General features: G+C 63.8%; 15 protein-coding genes. 10 read left to right on the top strand and 5 right to left on the bottom strand.

The annotated features are described in order from the left end of the window. Window positions 1-470: ImuA family protein (locus FXB41_RS33785; RefSeq protein ID WP_376707530.1), on the bottom strand; the 470-nt coding region annotated here is incomplete at its 3' end. A 162-nt stretch (window positions 471-632) separates the two neighbouring features. Between FXB41_RS33785 and FXB41_RS33780 the strand changes: the two genes are divergently transcribed. From FXB41_RS33780 to FXB41_RS33770, 3 genes are all read left to right on the top strand, one after another. Continuing rightward, entirely contained in the window at window positions 633-1,865 is a 1,233-nt protein-coding gene (locus FXB41_RS33780) for a putative DNA modification/repair radical SAM protein (protein ID WP_219684817.1), read from the top strand. Then, on the top strand, window positions 1,865-3,307 hold the full coding sequence (locus FXB41_RS33775) for a UdgX family uracil-DNA binding protein (protein ID WP_219684816.1): 1,443 nt from the start codon (window positions 1,865-1,867) through the stop codon (window positions 3,305-3,307). Before FXB41_RS33780 ends, FXB41_RS33775 begins: the two co-directional genes overlap by 1 nt. A gap of 98 nt (window positions 3,308-3,405) precedes the next feature. Then, window positions 3,406-5,034: an inorganic phosphate transporter gene (locus FXB41_RS33770; RefSeq protein ID WP_219684815.1), complete on the top strand. Its 1,629-nt coding sequence runs from the start codon at window positions 3,406-3,408 to the stop codon at window positions 5,032-5,034. 170 nt (window positions 5,035-5,204) lie between these two features. Here FXB41_RS33770 and FXB41_RS33765 read toward each other — a convergent pair whose 3' ends face one another. Together FXB41_RS33765 and FXB41_RS33760 are read right to left on the bottom strand one after the other, a co-directional pair. Continuing rightward, complete coding sequence (locus tag FXB41_RS33765) at window positions 5,205-6,377, bottom strand: M20 aminoacylase family protein (RefSeq protein WP_007593608.1); 1,173 nt, start codon at window positions 6,375-6,377, stop codon at window positions 5,205-5,207. A 227-nt stretch (window positions 6,378-6,604) separates the two neighbouring features. Further along, on the bottom strand, window positions 6,605-7,774 hold the full coding sequence (locus FXB41_RS33760; RefSeq protein ID WP_219684814.1) for a M20 aminoacylase family protein: 1,170 nt from the start codon (window positions 7,772-7,774) through the stop codon (window positions 6,605-6,607). A 201-nt stretch (window positions 7,775-7,975) separates the two neighbouring features. Here FXB41_RS33760 and FXB41_RS33755 point away from each other — a divergent pair, with 201 nt between their 5' ends. From FXB41_RS33755 to FXB41_RS33730, 6 genes are all read left to right on the top strand, one after another. Then, window positions 7,976-9,595 carry a GMC family oxidoreductase gene (locus FXB41_RS33755; RefSeq protein WP_219684813.1) on the top strand — a complete coding sequence of 540 codons (1,620 nt, stop codon included), beginning with the start codon at window positions 7,976-7,978 and terminating at the stop codon, window positions 9,593-9,595. A gap of 187 nt (window positions 9,596-9,782) precedes the next feature. Beyond that, window positions 9,783-10,727: a metallophosphoesterase family protein gene (locus FXB41_RS33750; RefSeq protein WP_007593611.1), complete on the top strand. Its 945-nt coding sequence runs from the start codon at window positions 9,783-9,785 to the stop codon at window positions 10,725-10,727. Window positions 10,728-10,750: 23 nt separating this feature from the next. Beyond that, window positions 10,751-11,074, top strand: coding sequence for a cupredoxin domain-containing protein (locus tag FXB41_RS33745; RefSeq protein WP_219684812.1), 324 nt, complete (start codon window positions 10,751-10,753; stop codon window positions 11,072-11,074). Between the two features lie 157 nt (window positions 11,075-11,231). Further along, window positions 11,232-11,780, top strand: a complete 549-nt coding sequence (locus FXB41_RS33740; RefSeq protein ID WP_007608103.1) for a sigma-70 family RNA polymerase sigma factor — start codon at window positions 11,232-11,234, stop codon at window positions 11,778-11,780. Further along, window positions 11,777-12,544 (top strand): anti-sigma factor family protein, encoded by a 768-nt coding sequence (locus tag FXB41_RS33735; protein WP_007593614.1) that lies wholly within the window; start codon window positions 11,777-11,779, stop codon window positions 12,542-12,544. The genes FXB41_RS33740 and FXB41_RS33735 overlap by 4 nt, the downstream gene beginning before the upstream one ends. Before the next feature lie 320 nt (window positions 12,545-12,864). Then, window positions 12,865-13,224 (top strand): hypothetical protein, encoded by a 360-nt coding sequence (locus tag FXB41_RS33730; RefSeq protein ID WP_219684811.1) that lies wholly within the window; start codon window positions 12,865-12,867, stop codon window positions 13,222-13,224. Window positions 13,225-13,297: 73 nt separating this feature from the next. Here the strand turns inward: FXB41_RS33730 and hpnO are convergent, their stop codons facing one another. Beyond that, complete coding sequence (gene hpnO / locus FXB41_RS33725) at window positions 13,298-14,689, bottom strand: aminobacteriohopanetriol synthase HpnO (RefSeq protein ID WP_026233264.1); 1,392 nt, start codon at window positions 14,687-14,689, stop codon at window positions 13,298-13,300. Window positions 14,690-14,830: 141 nt separating this feature from the next. Here hpnO and FXB41_RS33720 point away from each other — a divergent pair, with 141 nt between their 5' ends. Continuing rightward, complete coding sequence (locus tag FXB41_RS33720; protein WP_219684810.1) at window positions 14,831-15,463, top strand: DUF2147 domain-containing protein; 633 nt, start codon at window positions 14,831-14,833, stop codon at window positions 15,461-15,463. Here FXB41_RS33720 and hpnN read toward each other — a convergent pair. After that, window positions 15,431-18,019 carry a hopanoid transporter HpnN gene (gene hpnN / locus FXB41_RS33715; protein WP_007593617.1) on the bottom strand — a complete coding sequence of 863 codons (2,589 nt, stop codon included), beginning with the start codon at window positions 18,017-18,019 and terminating at the stop codon, window positions 15,431-15,433. The two genes, FXB41_RS33720 and hpnN, sit on opposite strands and share 33 nt — an antisense overlap. Window positions 18,020-18,412: the final 393 nt, after the last annotated feature.

Below are 18,412 nucleotides of genomic sequence, written 5' to 3'. Positions count from 1 at the left end.
AGCTTGCGGCTCTCCACCAGATCGAACTGCCGCGTCTCGCCCCAGAGTTCGAGCACGACCGCACCGAGCGCATCGCAGGCGAGCGCATCGGCCGAGGTGCGCAACGCGCTCTCCACTTCTGCCGCGCGCACCATCACCACGCAGCGCGGATCGAGGCCGAGCTCGGCGAACCCGCTCATCGACAGCGCGCCTGTTTCAATTTCCGAAAAATCCTGTCGCACCCACAGCAGCGGTTTGCGCGCACTCACGCGCCCCGCAAGTCCAGTGACAAACCCCGTCGCGGCCGCGCCCTGACGGCCCTCGCAAAACACCTCGTGGATCGCCGCGCGCGCGAGCCCGCCCTGCAGCGCGCTGTCCACCTCGCTATGGCCGAGCGCGACGCGGTCGTGCTGATGCACGACCTCCGCGGTCTCGATGCGCTCGATCTGGCTGCGCAAGGTCGCAAGCGCGCTGATGCGTGCGCCGCTCATGCCCGCCGCTCCTTCAGAGTGATTGCCGAGGTTCTCAAAAATAAGAACCACCGGCTGGCTCATTTGTTCATGATATGTTCTAATATAAAGCTAACGAGGTCGGAGGAGTCAATCGAATTGGTGCTCATCCGGATTCGTCAGCTGAATCAAGGGGATCCCACCATGGACGTACAACGCAAGCTGGAGATTCTGGCGGATGCCGCCAAATACGACGCGTCGTGCGCCTCCAGCGGCACCGAGAGGCGGGATTCCAGCGACGGCAAGGGCATGGGCTCGACCGCGCCCGGCATGGGTATCTGCCATTCCTACGCGCCGGACGGCCGCTGTATCTCGCTGCTCAAGGTGCTGCTGACCAACGCCTGCAATTACGACTGCCTCTATTGCGTCAACCGCGCCTCCTCCAACGTGCCACGTGCCCGCTTCACCATCGACGAAGTGATCAAGCTGACGCTCGACTTCTACCGGCGCAATTACATCGAAGGACTGTTTCTCTCCTCCGGGATCATCCGTAACCCCGACTACACCATGGAGCAGGTGGTGAGCGTCGCGCGAAAACTGCGCGAGGAGCATCACTTCCGTGGCTACATCCATCTCAAGACTATTCCCGAGGCCGACGATGCATTGATCTCCGAGGCCGGCAAATATGCCGACCGTCTCTCCATCAACATCGAGATGCCGCAGGAGACGAGCCTACAGCAATTCGCGCCCGAGAAGGACGTGCGCGCGATCCGCCGTACCATGGGCCGGCTGCGGCTGAAGCTGGACGAGGCCGAGGAAAGCCGCAGCGCGAAGACGAAAGCCAAGCCGCAACGCTTCGCGCCGGCCGGCCAAAGCACGCAGATGATCGTCGGCGCCGACGCGGCTTCCGACCACACCATCCTCCACACCAGTGCCAATCTCTACGGTTCATACAGGCTGAGGCGCGTCTATTATTCCGCGTTCAGCCCCATCCCCGATGCCAGCCGCGCGCTGCCTCTGCGCGCGCCGCCCTTGCTGCGCGAGCACCGTCTCTACCAGGCCGATTGGCTGATGCGGTTCTACGGCTTCGACGTCGGCGAGATCGTCGACGACAGCGCGATGCTGCCGCTCGACATCGATCCAAAGCTCGCCTGGGCGCTGCGTCACCGCGACCGCTTCCCGCTCGATGTCAACCGCGCCAGCCGCGAGGAATTGTTGCGCGTGCCGGGCTTCGGCACCAAGGCGGTCGAGCGCATCATCGCGGCGCGCCGCACGACCACGATCCGCGTCGCCGACCTCGCGCGGCTGCACGTGCCCCGCAACAAGGCGCTGCCGTTCATCGTCCTCAGCGATCACCGGCCCGCGCCGCACCGCCTCGACGAGGCACGGCTGATCGAACGGTTCAAGCCGGCAACACAACTGGGATTTGGCTTCTGATGCAGTACATCATCCTCGAAAACGAAACCGATTTCGATGGCTGGCGCAAAGCCGCGCGTAGCCTCGTGCTTCATCAAATGAAGCCGGGCGACATCACCTGGGCCGTGCGGGGCGGCGAAGCGGAGCTGTTCGCGCCGCCCTCGCCGTCTCCGCTGCCCGCGGGTGGCGACGGCACCTTCAACGTGCCTGCAAAATTCGTCGAGCTCGCCAAGGCCGCGATTCTGCATCGCGATCCCGAGCGTTTCGCGATCCTCTATCGCCTGCTGTTTCGGCTGAAGGACAATCACGACCTCATCGAGGTCGCGACCGATCCCGATGTCGCGCAAGTCACGGCCATGGCAAAGGCGGTCTACCGCGACGAGCACAAGATGCATGCCTTCGTGCGCTTCCGCGAGATCGGCAGGGAACGCGAAGCGCACTACGTTGCGTGGTTCGAGCCGGAGCATCACATCGTCGAGCTCGCCGCGCCGTTCTTCGCCAAGCGCTTTGCCGACATGCCCTGGTCGATCCTGACGCCGGATTTGTGCGCGCATTGGGATGGCCACGCTCTCTCCTTCACATCAGGCGTCAGCAAGAGCGAGGCGCCGAGCGAAGACCGGCTGGAGGAAACCTGGCGGCGCTACTACGCCAGCATCTTCAATCCGGCCCGCCTGAAGGTGAAGGCGATGCAAACGGAGATGCCGAAGAAATATTGGAGGAACCTGCCCGAGGCTTCGATCATTAAGCCCCTGATCGAGGACGCCGAACGCATGACCGGCGCCATGATCGCCAATGCCGCAACCGATCCGCACAAGCCTCAAAAGCGGCCGGAGGCTCCGATGAAACGCAAGACCGCCACCGACGATCTCGAAGCGCTCCGCGAGGAGGCCGCCCATTGCCGCGCCTGCCATCTCTACAAGGACGCGACCCAGACCGTGTTCGGCGAAGGCCCGAAGTCCGCCAATATCATGCTGGTCGGCGAACAGCCCGGCGACAAGGAAGACCTCGCCGGCCATCCCTTTGTCGGTCCGGCCGGCCAGATGCTCGACCGGGCGCTGCAGGAGGCCGGCGTCGACCGCAAGAAGGTCTATGTCACCAACGCGGTGAAGCACTTCAAATTCGTGCCGCGCGGCAAGATCCGTCTGCATCAAAAGCCGAATACGCCGGAGATAAAGGCCTGCCGACAGTGGTATGAGCGGGAGGTCTCCGTTATCCAGCCCGATCTCATCGTCGCGATGGGCGCGACCGCGGCGCAGAGCGTGTTCGGCAAAATCACCCCGATCGGAAAGAACCGCGGCCGGCTCATAGACCTGCCCGACGGCCGCAAGGCGCTGGTGACGGTGCACCCGTCCTATCTGCTGCGGTTGCCCGATCCGGAGGCCAAACTGCTGGAATATCACCGCTTTGTCGAAGATTTGAAGATCGCCGCCGGCTTACAGAAGAAAGCCGCGCGCGCCGCCTGAATACTGGCGGGAAAACGGCTTTCAGGCGCCGCCTGTCATCCAGCCTTCAAATCCATCGGGGACAATAGCCCTTACAGAAAGTTAAGGGGCGTCCAGACATGACCGATGTTGCATTCGACCGCGCGGTAGCCGATCCCGCGCCGATCCAGCCGGCCTCGCGGCCAAATCTCGACAAGGGCTTCAATCCGCTGACACTGATCCTGTTCTTCGGCATCCTCGCCGCGGGCCTGCTCTACGTGGCCTACAGCATCTATTCCGATGTCGATGCGACCGGCACCAGGGTCACGAGCTACCTGCCTTATATCCTCCTTATCGTTGCGCTCCTGATCGCGCTCGGCTTCGAATTCGTCAACGGTTTCCACGACACCGCCAACGCGGTAGCGACCGTCATCTACACCCACTCGCTGCCGGCCGAAGTCGCGGTGATGTGGTCGGGCTTCTTCAACTTCCTCGGCGTGCTGCTCTCGTCCGGCGCCGTCGCCTTCGGCATCGTTTCGCTGCTGCCGGTCGAGCTGATCCTGCAGGTCGGCTCCAGCGCCGGTTTCGCGATGGTGTTCGCGCTGCTGATCGCCGCGATCCTTTGGAACCTCGGCACCTGGTATTTCGGCCTGCCGGCCTCCTCCTCGCACACGCTGATCGGCTCGATCATCGGCGTCGGCGTTGCGAACGCGCTGATGCGCGGCCGCGACGGCACCTCGGGCGTGGACTGGGGCAAGGCCACGGAGATCGGCTATGCGCTCCTGCTGTCGCCGCTGGTCGGCTTCGTCTGCGCCGCCGGCCTGCTGCTGCTGCTCAAGCTGATGATCAAGAACCCGGCGCTCTATGCCGCTCCTGAGGGTAACAAAGCCCCGCCGATCTGGATTCGCGGCCTGCTGATCCTGACCTGCACCGGCGTCAGCTTCGCCCATGGTTCGAACGACGGCCAGAAAGGCATGGGCCTGATCATGCTGATCCTGATCGGCACTGTGCCCACGGCCTATGCGCTCAATCGCGCATTGCCGGAGTCGCAGGTCGCCCAGTTCGCGAAGATTTCGGAAGCCGCCTCCAAGGTGGTTGCGGCCAAGGGCGCCGGCCATGCGATCATCGGCGATCCCCGTCCTGCGGTGACGCAGTACGTCACCTCCCATCACATCAGCGAAGGCACCTATCCTTCGCTGGCAGTGCTGGTGAAGGATGTCGGCGAGCAGGTCGCGAAATACGGTTCGCTGAACAAGGTGCCGGCGGAAGTCGTCGGCAACACCCGCAACGACATGTACCTGACCTCGGAAGCGATCCGCTTCCTGATGAAGGACAAGGAAAACGACCTTAGCAAGGAAGAGGTCGCGACCTTGAACGCCTACAAGGGCGGGCTCGACAGCGCGACTAAGTTCATCCCGACCTGGGTGAAGGTTGCGGTCGCAATCGCGCTCGGCCTCGGCACCATGATCGGCTGGAAGCGCATCGTCGTGACCGTCGGTGAAAAGATCGGCAAGACCCATCTGACCTACGCGCAGGGTGCCTCCGCCGAGCTCGTCGCCGCCGCCACGATCGGCGCCGCCGACGTATTCGGCCTGCCGGTCTCGACCACCCACGTGCTGTCGTCCGGCGTCGCCGGCACCATGGCCGCGAACGGTTCGGGTCTCCAGGTCGCCACCATCAGGAACATGGTGATGGCCTGGGTGCTGACCCTGCCGGTCGCCATCCTGCTGTCGGGCACACTGTACGTGATCTTCTCGCGGATCTTCTGAAAGATCTCTCCACTCCCTCTCCCCGTTCTTACGGGGAGAGGGTTCGGGTGAGGGGCCGCTTCCGCGATCACGGTGAGAGACGGACTCGCGGAGAGTCCCCTCACCCGGAATTCAAGCTGCGCTTGAATTCCGACCTCTCCCAGCAAGCCGGGCGAGGTGAAGTAAGAGTCTTACGATGCCGCGAGCGCTTCCTCGACCAGCTTGACCCAGTACGACGTACCGTAAACGATCGCCTCGTCGTTGAAATCATAGGCGGGGTGATGCAGGCCGGCGCTGTCGCCATTGCCGCAGAAGATAAGGGCGCCGGGCCGCGCTTCCAGCATGTAGGCGAAGTCCTCGCCGGCCATTTGCGGCGGCATCTCGTACACTTTGGCGTCTCCGACGACCTGTTTGGCGATCCGACGCGCCACCTCGGTCGGTGCCGCGTGGTTGTTGGTCACGGGATAACTGTTGTTGTAGCGCAGGTCGATCTTGGCGCCACTGATCTGGGCCACGCCGGCCACGATTTCGCGCACGCGCTTCTCCACGAGCTTGCGCGCCTCCGCGGTCAGCACGCGGATCGTGCCTTTCAACTCCGCCGTTTGCGGAATGACGTTGCGGGTGTTGCCGGCGTGAAATTCGCAGATCGAGATGACGGCCGCGTCCAACGGATCGACGCTGCGCGCGACGATCGACTGCAGGGCCGTGATCACCTGCGCGCCGACCAGAACGGGATCGACGCATTTGTGCGGACGCGCCGCGTGGCCGCCGAGGCCCTCGATCCTAATGTCGACCGCATCGGTCGCCGCCATGATCGGGCCCTGCCGGATCGCGAACGCCCCGATCGGAATGCCGGGGGCGTTGTGCATGCCGTAGACCTGATCGATGGCGAAACGCTCCATGAGTCCATCCTTGACCATGGCCGCGCCGCCGGCACCGCCCTCCTCGGCGGGCTGAAAGATCACGATCGCATCGCCGGCGAAGTTGCGGGTCTCGGCCAGGTAACGGGCTGCACCCAGCAGCATCGCGGTGTGGCCGTCGTGGCCGCAGGCGTGCATCTTGCCCGGAATCTTCGAGGCGTAAGGCAGGCTGGTCTGCTCCTCGATCGGCAGCGCGTCCATGTCGGCGCGCAGACCGATCACCCTGATATCAGCGCTCGCCGGCCGCTTGCCCTTGATCACGCCGACGACGCCGGTCTGGCCGATGCCGGTCACGACCTCGTCGCAGCGGAAGTCGCGCAGGCAGTCTGCCACGAAGGCTGCGGTCCGGTGAACGTCGTACAGCAGCTCCGGATGCTGGTGAATGTCCCGCCGCCAGGTCTGGATGTCGGGTCGAAAGTCGACGACGCGGTTCACGACGGGCATGGCTTTCCTGGATCCTGACTGACACCTCCCTCGGTGGAGCAGGCAAGAGCGCTGGCAATTTCGACAGGCCCACCAGAAGGAGATCTTTACAACGTAAAGATATCTAAGGGTCGGACAGGGGCATCGTCAAGCCAAATCTTGACAGTGTCAAAATTGAAATGGATGTGACGGATCAAGAAAAATGCCCGGGGCAAGCCCGGGCAACGAAGGGATGGACGGGAATGACCTCACGCCGCGAGTTGGCCCTCCACCAGCTTGACCCAGTACGACGTGCCGAAGACGATCGCCTCGTCGTCGAAATTGTAGGCTGGGTGATGCAGGCCGGCGCTGTCGCCGTTGCCGCAGAAGATGAAGGCGCCGGGGCGCGCTTCCAGCATATAGGCGAAATCCTCGCCGCCCATCAGCGGCGGCATCTCGAGCACATTGGCTTCGCCCGCAACTTGCTTGGCAATGCGCTTCGCCACCTCGGTCTCCGCGGCGTGATTGACCACTACCGGATAATTGCGCTGGTAGCGCAGGTCGATCTTGGCGCCGGTGATCTGCGCCACGCCCGCGACGACCTCGCGTACGCGCTTCTCGACCAGCTTGCGCACCTCCGGCGACAGCGTGCGGATGGTGCCCCTCAGTGTCGCGGTTTGTGGAATCACGTTGCGGGCATTGCCCGCGTGGAACTCGCAGATCGAGATCACGGCCGATTCCAGCGGATCGACGCTGCGCGCGACGATCGACTGCAGCGCCGTGATGACTTGCGCGCCGACCAGAACGGAATCGACACATTTGTGCGGCCGCGCGGCGTGGCCGCCGAGACCCTCGATCATGATATCGACCTCGTCGGTCGCCGCCATGATCGGACCCGGCCGGATCGCGAACGAGCCCACCGGAATGCCCGGACCGTTGTGCATGCCATAGACTTGCTCGATGCCGAAGCGCTCCATCAGGCCGTCCTTGACCATGGCCGCTCCACCCGCGCCGCCCTCCTCGGCCGGCTGGAAGATCACCACCGCATCGCCGGCGAAGTTGCGGGTCTCGGCGAGATAACGCGCAGCACCGAGCAGCATCGCGGTGTGGCCGTCATGGCCGCAGGCGTGCATCTTGCCGGGAGTCTTCGAAGCATAAGGCAGGTTGGTCTGCTCCTCGACCGGGAGCGCATCCATATCGGCGCGTAGGCCGATGGCCTTGAGGCCCTCGCCGGCCGGCTTGCTGCCCTTGATCACGCCGACCACGCCGGTCTGGCCGATGCCCGTCACGACCTCATCGCAGCCGAACTCGCGCAGGCGGTTCGCGACGAATGCTGCAGTGCGGTGGACGTCATAGAGCAGCTCCGGATGCTGGTGGATGTCCCGGCGCCAGGCCTGAATATCGGGTTGAAGGTCGGCGACGCGGTTCACGATGGGCATGGAGGGTCTCAAGCTTTGTTGAAAATGCAGGCCTGTCTACCATGCAAGCACCAGTCCACCCAACTGGCGCGGATCGGGGTGTAGCCCTGACTCACAGGCATGGCCGGACTTGTCCCGGCCATCCACGTCTGACTATTAGAACGGAAAGCTCGTGGATGCCTGGGACAAGCCAGGGCACGATTCCTGTTGGGTGGAAGAAGAATGCCAAGGCGGCTCGAAGGTGAGTTTGACTACATTGTCGTTGGGGCCGGCACGGCGGGCTGCATCGTCGCCAACCGGCTGTCGGCCGTTTCCAGCAATCGCGTCCTCGTCCTCGAAGCCGGCGGCGACGACAACTGGATCTGGTTCCACATTCCCGTCGGCTATCTCTTCGCCATCGGCAATCCGCGCTCGGACTGGATGTTCAGGACCGAGGCCGAGCCCGGCCTGAACGGCCGCTCGCTCGCCTATCCTCGTGGCAAGGTGATCGGCGGCTCTTCGGCGATCAACGCCATGATCTCGATGCGCGGGCAGGCCGCTGATTACGATCACTGGCGCCAGCTCGGCATGACCGGCTGGGGTTATGACGACGTGCTGCCGCTGTTCAAACGGCTCGAGGATCACTTCCTCGGCGCGAGCGAGCACCACGGCGCCGGCGGCGGCTGGCGCATCGAGGCGCCGCGGCTGTCCTGGGACATCCTCGATGCCGTGGGCGACGCGGCCGAGGAGATGGGCATCAAGCGCATCCCGGATTTCAATACCGGCGACAACGAAGGCACCAGCTATTTCCACGTCAATCAGAAGCGCGGCCGGCGCTGGTCGTCGGCGCGCGGCTTCCTCAAGCCGGCACTGAACCGCCCCAATCTGCGGCTCGAAAAGCATGTGCTGGTTGATCGGCTGATCATCGAACAGGGCCGCGCCGTCGGCGCGCGCTTCATCCAGAATGGCGAGATCATCGAGGCGCGTGCGAAACGCGAGGTGGTCCTCTCGGCAGGCGCGATCGGCTCAGTGCAGGTGCTGCATCGCTCCGGCCTCGGGCCGGCCGACTGGCTGTCGCCGCTCGGCATCGACATCGTGATGGACAAGCCCGGCGTCGGCCGCAATTTACAGGATCATCTCCAGCAGCGCGCGATCTACAAGGTCGAGGGCGTGCGCACACTGAACGAGACTTATTACAATCTGCTCCGCCGCGGCCTGATGGGGCTCGATTACGCGTTCCGTCGCCGCGGGCCGTTGACCATGGCGCCGTCGCAGCTCGGCATCTTCACCCGCTCCGATGCGACGCGCGCACGCGCCAACATCCAGTTCCACGTGCAGCCGCTATCGCTCGACAAGTTCGGCGATCCCCTGCACCGCTTCCCCGCGATCACGGTGAGCGCCTGCAATCTCCAGCCGACATCGCGCGGCACCGTACGTCTGCGTTCGGCGGCGCCGGACGAGAAGCCGATCATCGCGCCAAATTATCTTTCAACGGATGACGACCGTCAGGTCGGCGCCGATGCCATCCGCACCACCCGCCGCCTGATGCAGCAGAAGGCGCTGGCAAAATATCGCCCGAGCGAATATCTGCCCGGCCCCGCCGTCGGCGACGACGATGCCTCGCTCGCCAAGGCCGCCGGCGACATCGGCACCACCATCTTCCATCCCGTCGGCACCGCGAAGATGGGCGCGGTGAGCGATCCGATGGCGGTGGTCGACGAACGCCTGCGCTTCTACGGTCTCGGCGGCCTTCGCATTGTCGATGCCTCGATCATGCCGACCATCACGTCGGGCAACACCAACACGCCGACCGCGATGATCGCCGAAAAAGGCGCGACGATGATTTTGGAGGATGCGAAGTGAATGCGTAGCCCCGATGGGGCGTAGCGAAATCCGGGGAGTATCGTAAGTCTGGACCCGTATTCCGCTGCGCTCCATACGGGCTACGCGTCCCACCACCTCACGAAAACGTCATCGCGTCCGGGAATAAGACCCCCGCTCCCCCAATCACCTCCCCGAAGCCCAATTCCGGGCGAAGTGGAGCTGCGCGATGAGCGGACACGATCACGGCGAGGACGGCTTAAGCCGCCGCAAGGTGCTTGAATGCATGACCTGGGCCGGCACCGGGGTGCTTTGGACCATCACCGGTGGCGTGCCGCGCTCGCTCGGCATCATCGATTCCGCGCAAGCTGCGACCGCGGCCGCGCCCGGAATGACCTTCCTCCAGATCAGCGACAGCCATGTCGGCTTCGACAAGCCGGCCAATCCCAACGCGCTCGGCACGCTCGAGGAAGCCATCAACAAGATCAACGCGATGCCGGTCAAGCCGTCGTTCATGATCCACACTGGCGACATCACGCATCTGTCGAAGGCCGCCGAATTCGACAATGCCGATCGCATCATCTCGCAGAGCAAGCTCGACGTGCATTACGTGCCCGGCGAGCATGACTTCCTCGACGAGGAGGTGAAATTCTATCGCGAGCGCTACGGCCGCGGCACAAAGGGCGCAGGCTGGTATTCGTTCGACGCTGGCGGCGTGCACTTCATCGGCCTCGTCAATGTCGTCGACCTCAAGGCCGGAGGCCTCGGCAATCTCGGCGCCGAGCAGCTCGCCTGGCTCGAGGACGATCTGCGCGGCAAGTCGAAATCGACGCCGATCGTGCTGTTCGCCCACATCCCGCTCTGGACGGTCTACCCCGAATGGGGCTGGGGCACCGAGGACGGCGCCCGCGCGCTGGAACAGGTGAAAGGCTTCGGTTCGGTCACCGTGCTGAACGGGCATATTCACCAGGTGATGCAGAAGGTCGAGGGCAACGTCACCTTCCACACCGCCCGCTCCACCGCCTTCCCGCAGCCGGCACCCGGGGCTGCCCCCTCGCCCGGACCGATGAAGGTCGAGGACGCAAAGCTCCGCGCGATGCTCGGCGTTGCCAGCATCAACTTCAAGCAGAACGAGCAGCGGCTCGCGATCATCGACACGCCGCTCCAGGGTTGATGCAGGGCTAACGGAAGCTGACAATGAAGATACTCAATCGCCGCGACTTCGGTGTCGCTTTGGCCGCGGCCATGCTGTTACCCGCCACAACCGCCCGTGCCGACGACATGGAGGTGCATATCGACAATTTCGTCTTCCAGCCGGCCGAGCTCAAGATCAAGGTCGGCACCACCGTGACCTGGACCAACCGGGACGACATCCCGCACACCCTGGTGTCGGCCGGCAAATTCAGGTCCAAGACCCTGGACACTGACGACAAGTTCTCGTTCACCTTCACCAATGCGGGCGACTACAAATATTTTTGTTCTCTGCACCCGCACATGACGGGGATGATCAAGGTTGAGTAACATCTCGAACCAAGGCATCAACGTCTTGCCCGGCCGGTGGTCCCACGCCGGCCGGGCTCGTGTGCCTTCGGTCACACACAGAGACAAAACGAACAGGGACGAGACGAACAGCGACGACACGACTCAACGCGCAGAACAAGAGGCAAAGCGAGGAGCGATGCCCGCTAACGACGATTTGCAGAAGGCGCAACGCTTCCGCGAGGCGGCGCTGCCCTATCTCGACGACGTCTACACGCTCGCGCGCTATCTCTTGCGTGACGCCTCCGATGCCGAGGACGCGGTGCAGGAGTGCTATCTGCGCGCTCTGAAGCATTTCGATAGCTATCGCGGGCCGGCGATGAAGCCCTGGCTGTTCGCGATCCTGCGTAACGTCTGCAATGCCGAATATGCACGCCGCGCACACAGGCACAGCGCGATCGAGGATACCCCCGGCGCTGCCGAGCAGACGCCGATCTGGCAAGAGACCGAGGCAAGCCCGGAAACCGAAGTGCTGCGCAGCCGCGATGCGGGCGCGATCCGCAAGCTGATCGACGCGCTCGCCGAACCGTTCAAGGAAACATTCGTGCTGCGGGAGATCAACAACCTGTCTTATCGTGAAATCGCAGAGGCCGTCGGTGCACCCGTCGGCACCGTGATGTCCCGCCTCGCCCGCGCCCGCGCCATGCTGCGCGCGGCCTGGACGGCGGATGAGGAGCAAGCAAGATGACCTGCGACGAAGCAAGAATCCTGCTTCACGCGCTGCTCGACAATGAGCTCGATGCCGGCCACGCGCGCGAGGTCGAAGCCCATATCGCCAGCTGCCCGGCCTGCGCTGCGGAGTTTTCGGCCCAACGCGACATGCAGCGCGTGCTTGCGGATGCCGATTTGCGCTACACCGCACCGGCGAGCCTGCGTGCGCGTATCGAGGCTTCGCTGCCGCAGCCGCAGCGTCAACAGCCGAGCCGCCGCTCCGTGCTGCGCGGCTTTGCGATGGGCTCGGCAGTCTCCGCGCTCGCCGCCTCCGGCGTCGTCGCATTGGTGCTGCGCCAGGACGACCAGCAGCGCATCCTGTCGGAGGTCGTCTCCGCGCATCTGCGCTCGCTCCAGGCCGGCCACCTCATCGACGTGGTCTCCACCGACCAGCACACGGTCAAGCCGTGGTTCAACGGCAAGCTCGACGTCGCCCCGCCCGTGATCGACCTCACCGCGCAAGGTTTTACGCTGGTCGGCGGCAGGCTCGACTATATCGACGCCCGTGCCATCGGCGCGGTCGTCTACAAGCGCCGGCAGCACGTGGTCAATCTGTTCGTGTCGCAGACATCGAACGCGGAATACCGCGCGCCCAAGACCGAAACCATGCAGGGCTTCAACTGCCGGCGCTGGGGCAATCGCGGCCTGAACTTCTGGGCCATCAGCGATCTCGGCGCCGACGAGCTCGCCGAGTTCGTCGAGAAGTTCGAGGCGGCGATGAAGGCCAATGTGGAGGGATAGCGGCGCATCCCGCAAGTCAGACTCACAACTTTTGATTGCGAGCTCGGGAGAGCGCTGCTAATTCAAGCGCCATGATGCGCCCTCTCCTCCTTGCCGCAGCGCTTGCCTGGACGATCGCCGCTTCCGGGCCGGCAGCAGCCCGCGACGGACTCGCCACCACGATGCGGGCCGTCCTCTACGAGGAAGACGTGAGCAACCCGAAGGGTGATCGCGCAGAAGGAAAGATCACTTGGCGGATAGAACCGACGACCGATGCCTCCGCACCATCAGGCGATGTTACGATACGCGGGAATGTCGAGGTGCCTTCGCGGAACCTGCAGATGACGCTCTCCATCCGGCGCAATTTCGACCCCGCACTGCCAGCCACCCACACGGTGCAGATCGATTTCGCCCCGGACTTCGCCGCCGGCAGGATCAAACAGGTCATGGGCCTTCTGATGAAGGCCAACGAGCAGGCCAAGGGAGCGCCCATTGCCGCGCTGTCGGTGAAGGTCGACGACACGCATTTCCTGATCGGCCTGTCCGCTGTGCCGCAGGACGCGGCAAACAATTCGCTTCTGATCCGAAGTAGAGCCTGGATGGACATCCCGATCGTCTACGCGACGCAACGCCGCGCCATTCTTGCGGTCGAGAAGGACGGCAACGTCCTGGCGCTCTTCAATACGGTGTTTGCCCATTGAGGCGGGCACCTCCCGCGGCCCTCGATCACATCGAAGTGGCGAATAAGATTGAAGCCGCCTGAGCGCCTCGGCCTTACGCCGACCGCCGCACCGCGTTGTCGACCAGCGTCTTGCCGAGCGACCAGATCGCGCCGGGGACCTTGTGGCTGCCGGCGATGACGTCGTCGAAGGCGCGCTCGATCCAGCCGCAATCTTCTTCGGTGATGGTGAGCGGCGGCAGAAGCTTGATGGTGTGGCTGCCATGGCCGGCGACCTGCGTGAGGATCTTGTGGTCCTTGAACAGCGGCACGGTGATGAGCTGGCAGAACAGGCCCTTATTGGCCGCCTCCAGCACGTTCCAGGACGCCCGCAGCCGCAGCGATTTGGGCGGGCCGAACTCGACGCCGATCATCAGGCCCTTGCCGCGGACTTCCTTCAACAGCTCGTAGCCGGGCACCATGCGCGTGAGCGCGAGGCGCAGCTCGGCACCGCGCTTGGCGGCGGACTCGATCAGCTTCTCGGACTCCATGATGTCAAGCGTGGCGATGCCCGCAGCCATCGCCAGGTCGTTCTTGGAGAAAGTTGAGCCGTGCACGACTGCACGGTCCATCTGGTTGAAGATCTTGTCGAAGATGCTCTTGCGCGTCAGCACCGCGCCGACCGGCACGTGGCCGCCGGACAGCGACTTCGAGAGCAGCACCATGTCGGGCTCGACGTTCCAGTGCTCGACCGCGAGGAAGCGGCCGGTGCGGCCCATGCCGGTCTGGATCTCGTCGGCGACGAACAGCGTCCCGTATTTCTTGCAGAGCGCAGCCGCACCCGGCAGGAACTCGTCGGTGGGCATGTTGACGCCCTTGCCCTGGATCGGCTCGACGACGAAGGCCGCCACCTCGCGCGAGGCCAGCGCCTTTTCAAGAGCGGCGAGATCGTTGAACGGGATCGAGGTGCAGCCCGGCAGCAACGGCTCGAAGCCGGTGCGGAAGTTCGAATCACCGGTCAGCGACAGCGCGCCATAGGTCAGGCCGTGATAGCCGTGGGCACAATAGACGATCCCCGGACGGCCGGTGGCGCCGCGGGCGAACTTGATCGCGGCTTCGACGCATTCGGCGCCGGAATTGGCGAAGAAGGCCTTGTCGAGATAGGGGACGTACTTCAAAAGCCGCTCAGCGAGCACGCCGGCAAGCACCGAGACGTCGAATTGGACGAGGTTCGGCAGGTCGGCATCGAGCACGCTCTTGAGCGCCTCACGCATGACAGGATGATTGCGCCCGATCGCAAACACGCCAAAACCGGACAAGAGGTCGAGATAGCGCGCCCCGTCGCGGTCGTAGAGGTACTGCCCCTGCCCCTTCTGGAAGCCGACATCGTAGCCGATGGTCTTCAGAACCCGAACGAACTGCTCGTTCAGATGCCGATTATGCAGGGCGCTGCGCTGGGCCTGGCGGTCCGCGAACAGCTGAGACATGTCTGGATTTGGGCTGTGCATCCGCTACATACTTCGGTTGAGGGCCGTCTCGTCAACTGAAAACGGAACGTCGCTGAAAACGGTCTGTGCGGCCTTTTGCCCTTTTTCGGACCATCTTCGCAAGCAGAGCTTTAGACCATGTTGCACTGCCAAGGAACTATCATGCGTTTAGCCCTTTACACCGGACTAATACTGGCTGGCGGTTACACCTGCCTGGCCCCGGCGCTCGCCGCCGATCCGACCGGCGACTGGCGGGTTGCCGACGGCGTTGCCAACATTCGTGTCGCCCAATGCAATGGCAGCATGTGGGGCGCGGTTTCCTGGGAAAAACAGCCCGGCGGCCGCGACGAGAACAATCCGGACGCGTCGAAAAAGACCCGGCCCACGCTGGGCATGGCGACCCTGATCGACATGAAGAAAAAGCCCGGCGCCGAGCAGTGGGAAGGTCAGGTCTACAACGCCAAGGACGGCCAGCTCTACAGCGCGACCATCACGCCGGTTGGCACCGACCAGCTCGAGATCAAGGGCTGCGTGATGGGGTTCCTGTGCGGTGGCGAGACCTGGACCCGGGTCAGCCCCCCGATTCCCTTGAGCTCCGCCAACGCCATGGCCAAGGGCGCGCCGAAGCCCGCCGGCGCGGCGCCGAAAGCCCCGGGAACGACGGGCGCTACGGCGGCGCAGCCCGCGCCCGCAGCCCCGAAGGCCGCCGGCAGTGCCAAACCCGGTCAGAAGGGCGCCGCCGACCAGGTCGGCGACATCTGCCTACTCCCTGAGATTGCGGGGTTTGCCCATTAGGGCGGGCTGAAACAGCAGCACGGCGGCGAGCGTCGTCACCAGCGACAGCGCGAGCAGCTTGCCCATGCTGGACGTGCCGGGATGGCTCGACAGCCAAAGGCTGCCGAACGCGGTCGCCGTTGTCAGCGCGCTGAAAAATATCGCGCGCGTCAGGCTGGTCTGGAGCAGGTTTGTCCTGCCCGAGCGCCAGGCCACGACATAGTAGATCTTGAAGGCCACGCCGACGCCGAGCAGCAGCGGAAACGCGACGATATTGGCGAAGTTGAGCGGCAAGCCGATCAGCACGCAGATCTCGAGCGTCACCGCGCCGGCCACCAGCAGCGGCACCAGCGTCATCAACACGTCGACGAACCGGCGCAGCGTGATCCACAGCAGCAGGCCGATCACCAGCAGCGCGTAGATTCCCGCATGGATGAACGCCTTCACCACGGTGTCGCCGGATTTCAGGATCGAGACCGGACCGCCGATCGCGGTCGGCTCGGCAACGAGCACCGCCGCCGCAAATTTGCGCAGCGTGTCGTTGTCGTTGGGATCGCCCTTCGGCAGCGCCTCGACCCGGATGATGCCGTCCTTGCTCTTCCAGGCGCTGACGAGATCTGCCGGCAATGACTTCAGGGTAACCGGCTCGGCTTGCATCGCGTTCCGGAGCTGGTCGAACACGATCTTCATCGGCGCGACGAACACGTCCTGCGCCTTGTTCCGCGTGGCTTCATCGCCATTGGCGAGCTTTTCCAGCGCGTCAGCGAGCCGACGCGAGGCGACCGCACCCGGGCCCTTCGCATCGCCTGCGGTCCGGCGCAGATTGTCGACCGAGGATTTCAGCGCATCGACGTTTTCCTTGTCCGTGGGCGCGGCGTCGATCTGGTCGGGATTGAGCGCGGGGTTCAGCACCTTGGCGCCCTGCGCGATCAGCTTCAGCTTCGGCGCCTGGTCTTCGGGAACGAAGCTGTTGAGCGACATCACGCGCAACACCTCCGGCACCTTCTCCAGCTTCGCCTCCACCTGCCTCGCCTGCTCTTCCGACGTGGTCATCACGTTGATGGCATTGGCGCCAGTGTTGGGATCCTTGCGCAAATCGAGGAAGGTCGCGATCGACTCTGCCTTCGGGTTGCGCAGGTTCATCGGGTTGAAGTCGAACTTCATGTAATAGAGCAGCGGCAGGCCGGCGACCGCCAGAAACATCGTACCGCCGACGACCAGCACCCGGTGCTTCTCCAGGAAGTGATCGAGCGGCGCCAGGAAGGCGTAGCCGACCGGCTCCTTCTCGCCGGGCGGGTTCAACAGCTTCAGCATCGCCGGCAGCACGGTGATGCTGGTGACGAACGCGACCAGCATGCCGACGCCGGCGATCTGCCCGAGTTCGGCAATACCCTTGTAGTCGGTGGGGATGAAGCAGAGGAAGCCGGCCGCGGTCGCCATTGCCGCCAGCGACAACGGAATTGCCGAGCGCTTGGCAGCCAGGATCAGCGCGCCCGAAAGGTCGTTGTGCTTGTAGCGCTCGGAGCGATAGCGGACGCTGTACTGAATGCCGAAATCGACGCCGAGACCGACGAACAGCACGGCGAACGCGATCGACAGCAAATTGAGCGAACCCACCATCATCAGGCCGGCGGCGGTTGTCAGCGCAAGACCGACGAAGAGATTGACGAACACGGCGAAGATGATCTTCGCCGAATGCAGCGCCAGCCAGAGGATGAGCAGCACGACGAGAACCGTGCCGATGCCGTTGACGACGGCGCCTTCCTGGACGGTTGCGTATTCCTCGTTGGCGATCGGGACCGGCCCGGTCAGCCGGACCCGCGCCTGGTATTTGGTGGCAAAGTCCAGATCGGCTGCGGCCTTGCGGATCGCGTCGGTTGCGCCCTTACCGGGCTCCAGCGCGTTGTAGTCGAGGATCGGTTTGAACTCGATGAAGGCGCGCTTGTCCGAATCCGTCAGCGGCTCGTCACTGACGAGCTCACGCCAGGAGAAGGTCGCATTGCCCTTGTTGAGCACGGTCTCGACCGTTTGCGCGATCTGGTTGAAGGGCCGCTCGGTGTTGTCGAGCTTGACCTGCCCGCGCTTGACGCCGGCAAGTCCCGTTTCCAGCGCCCCGGTCAGGCCGCGGATCGAGGGATCGCCTGCCATGATCTCGATCAGAGGCGCGGCGGATTCGAACTGGCTGGTGACCTTTGCGACTTCCTCTGTCGGCAGGAACAACAGGCCATTCTTCTCGAAGAACTCGCCGGTGCCGAGCTGCTGCACCGACTGGAAGTCTGTCTTGTTGTCCTTCAGCTTGGCATAGAGCGCGTCCGAGGCCGCGGTCGCCATCTCCGGCGTTTTGGCTTCGACCACCGCCGTAATCGTCGCATCGCGGTCGAAGGCGCGATCGAACTGCTGGTCGCGTTGGCGCCAGTCCAGATTTTGGGCAATCAGCGAATTGATATCGGTGTTGATGGCGAAATGCCGGGACGTGTAATAGCCCGCCCCCACCGCCAGCAGGAGCCCGAGAATGACGACGAGGGAGGCAAACCGGGTGCAGGCCCTGACGATGGCAACGACGACGCTTTGCAGCACTACTTTTCTTTCTGCGGTTAACAGCTTGCCGGAAACGCCCGCTGTTTAACGGAGTTCCCGGCCGAAACCTATTGCTGTTTTGAGTGGTTATCGCCGTCAGAAGGTTCGAGGTAAACGGCGGAAGACCATGGCGAAATCATGCGGGGCGGTCGGTATAGCCGGGGAGTTGAGGCGGGAAAGTGACGAAGGCGCAAACACCGATATCACCGCTTTTCTGACCAAACATCCCTCTACTATAATACCGTAAAAGTGATCCCAGAGGAACCAAAGTTCATTCCACCTTTCCTTGCTGCCGATTTTTTGACACAAAGTATTGCGCCTCCATGCACGGGGCCCCCGACAGGGGTGGGCGGCTACCGCGTGAGCGAAACCGGTGGTGCGGATATTGCAACT

This window comes from Bradyrhizobium canariense (genome assembly GCF_019402665.1).
Lineage (GTDB): Bacteria > Pseudomonadota > Alphaproteobacteria > Rhizobiales > Xanthobacteraceae > Bradyrhizobium > Bradyrhizobium canariense.
This window is presented reverse-complemented; position numbering and strand designations above follow the sequence as displayed.

What these genes read in the sequence shown, in the direction of transcription:
- FXB41_RS33735 (WP_007593614.1), top strand. Translation starts at nt 11,777, where the DNA reads ATGACCTGCGACGAAGCAAGAATCCTGCTTCACGCGCTGCTCGACAAT.
- FXB41_RS33720 (WP_219684810.1), top strand. Translation starts at nt 14,831, where the DNA reads ATGCGTTTAGCCCTTTACACCGGACTAATACTGGCTGGCGGTTACACC.
- FXB41_RS33730 (WP_219684811.1), top strand. Translation starts at nt 12,865, where the DNA reads ATGACGCTCTCCATCCGGCGCAATTTCGACCCCGCACTGCCAGCCACC.
- FXB41_RS33765 (WP_007593608.1), bottom strand. Translation starts at nt 6,377, where the DNA reads ATGCCCGTCGTGAACCGCGTCGTCGACTTTCGACCCGACATCCAGACC.
- FXB41_RS33740 (WP_007608103.1), top strand. Translation starts at nt 11,232, where the DNA reads ATGCCCGCTAACGACGATTTGCAGAAGGCGCAACGCTTCCGCGAGGCG.
- FXB41_RS33755 (WP_219684813.1), top strand. Translation starts at nt 7,976, where the DNA reads ATGCCAAGGCGGCTCGAAGGTGAGTTTGACTACATTGTCGTTGGGGCC.
- hpnO (WP_026233264.1), bottom strand. Translation starts at nt 14,689, where the DNA reads ATGCACAGCCCAAATCCAGACATGTCTCAGCTGTTCGCGGACCGCCAG.
- FXB41_RS33770 (WP_219684815.1), top strand. Translation starts at nt 3,406, where the DNA reads ATGACCGATGTTGCATTCGACCGCGCGGTAGCCGATCCCGCGCCGATC.
- FXB41_RS33745 (WP_219684812.1), top strand. Translation starts at nt 10,751, where the DNA reads ATGAAGATACTCAATCGCCGCGACTTCGGTGTCGCTTTGGCCGCGGCC.
- FXB41_RS33750 (WP_007593611.1), top strand. Translation starts at nt 9,783, where the DNA reads ATGAGCGGACACGATCACGGCGAGGACGGCTTAAGCCGCCGCAAGGTG.
- FXB41_RS33775 (WP_219684816.1), top strand. Translation starts at nt 1,865, where the DNA reads ATGCAGTACATCATCCTCGAAAACGAAACCGATTTCGATGGCTGGCGC.
- FXB41_RS33780 (WP_219684817.1), top strand. Translation starts at nt 633, where the DNA reads ATGGACGTACAACGCAAGCTGGAGATTCTGGCGGATGCCGCCAAATAC.
- FXB41_RS33760 (WP_219684814.1), bottom strand. Translation starts at nt 7,774, where the DNA reads ATGCCCATCGTGAACCGCGTCGCCGACCTTCAACCCGATATTCAGGCC.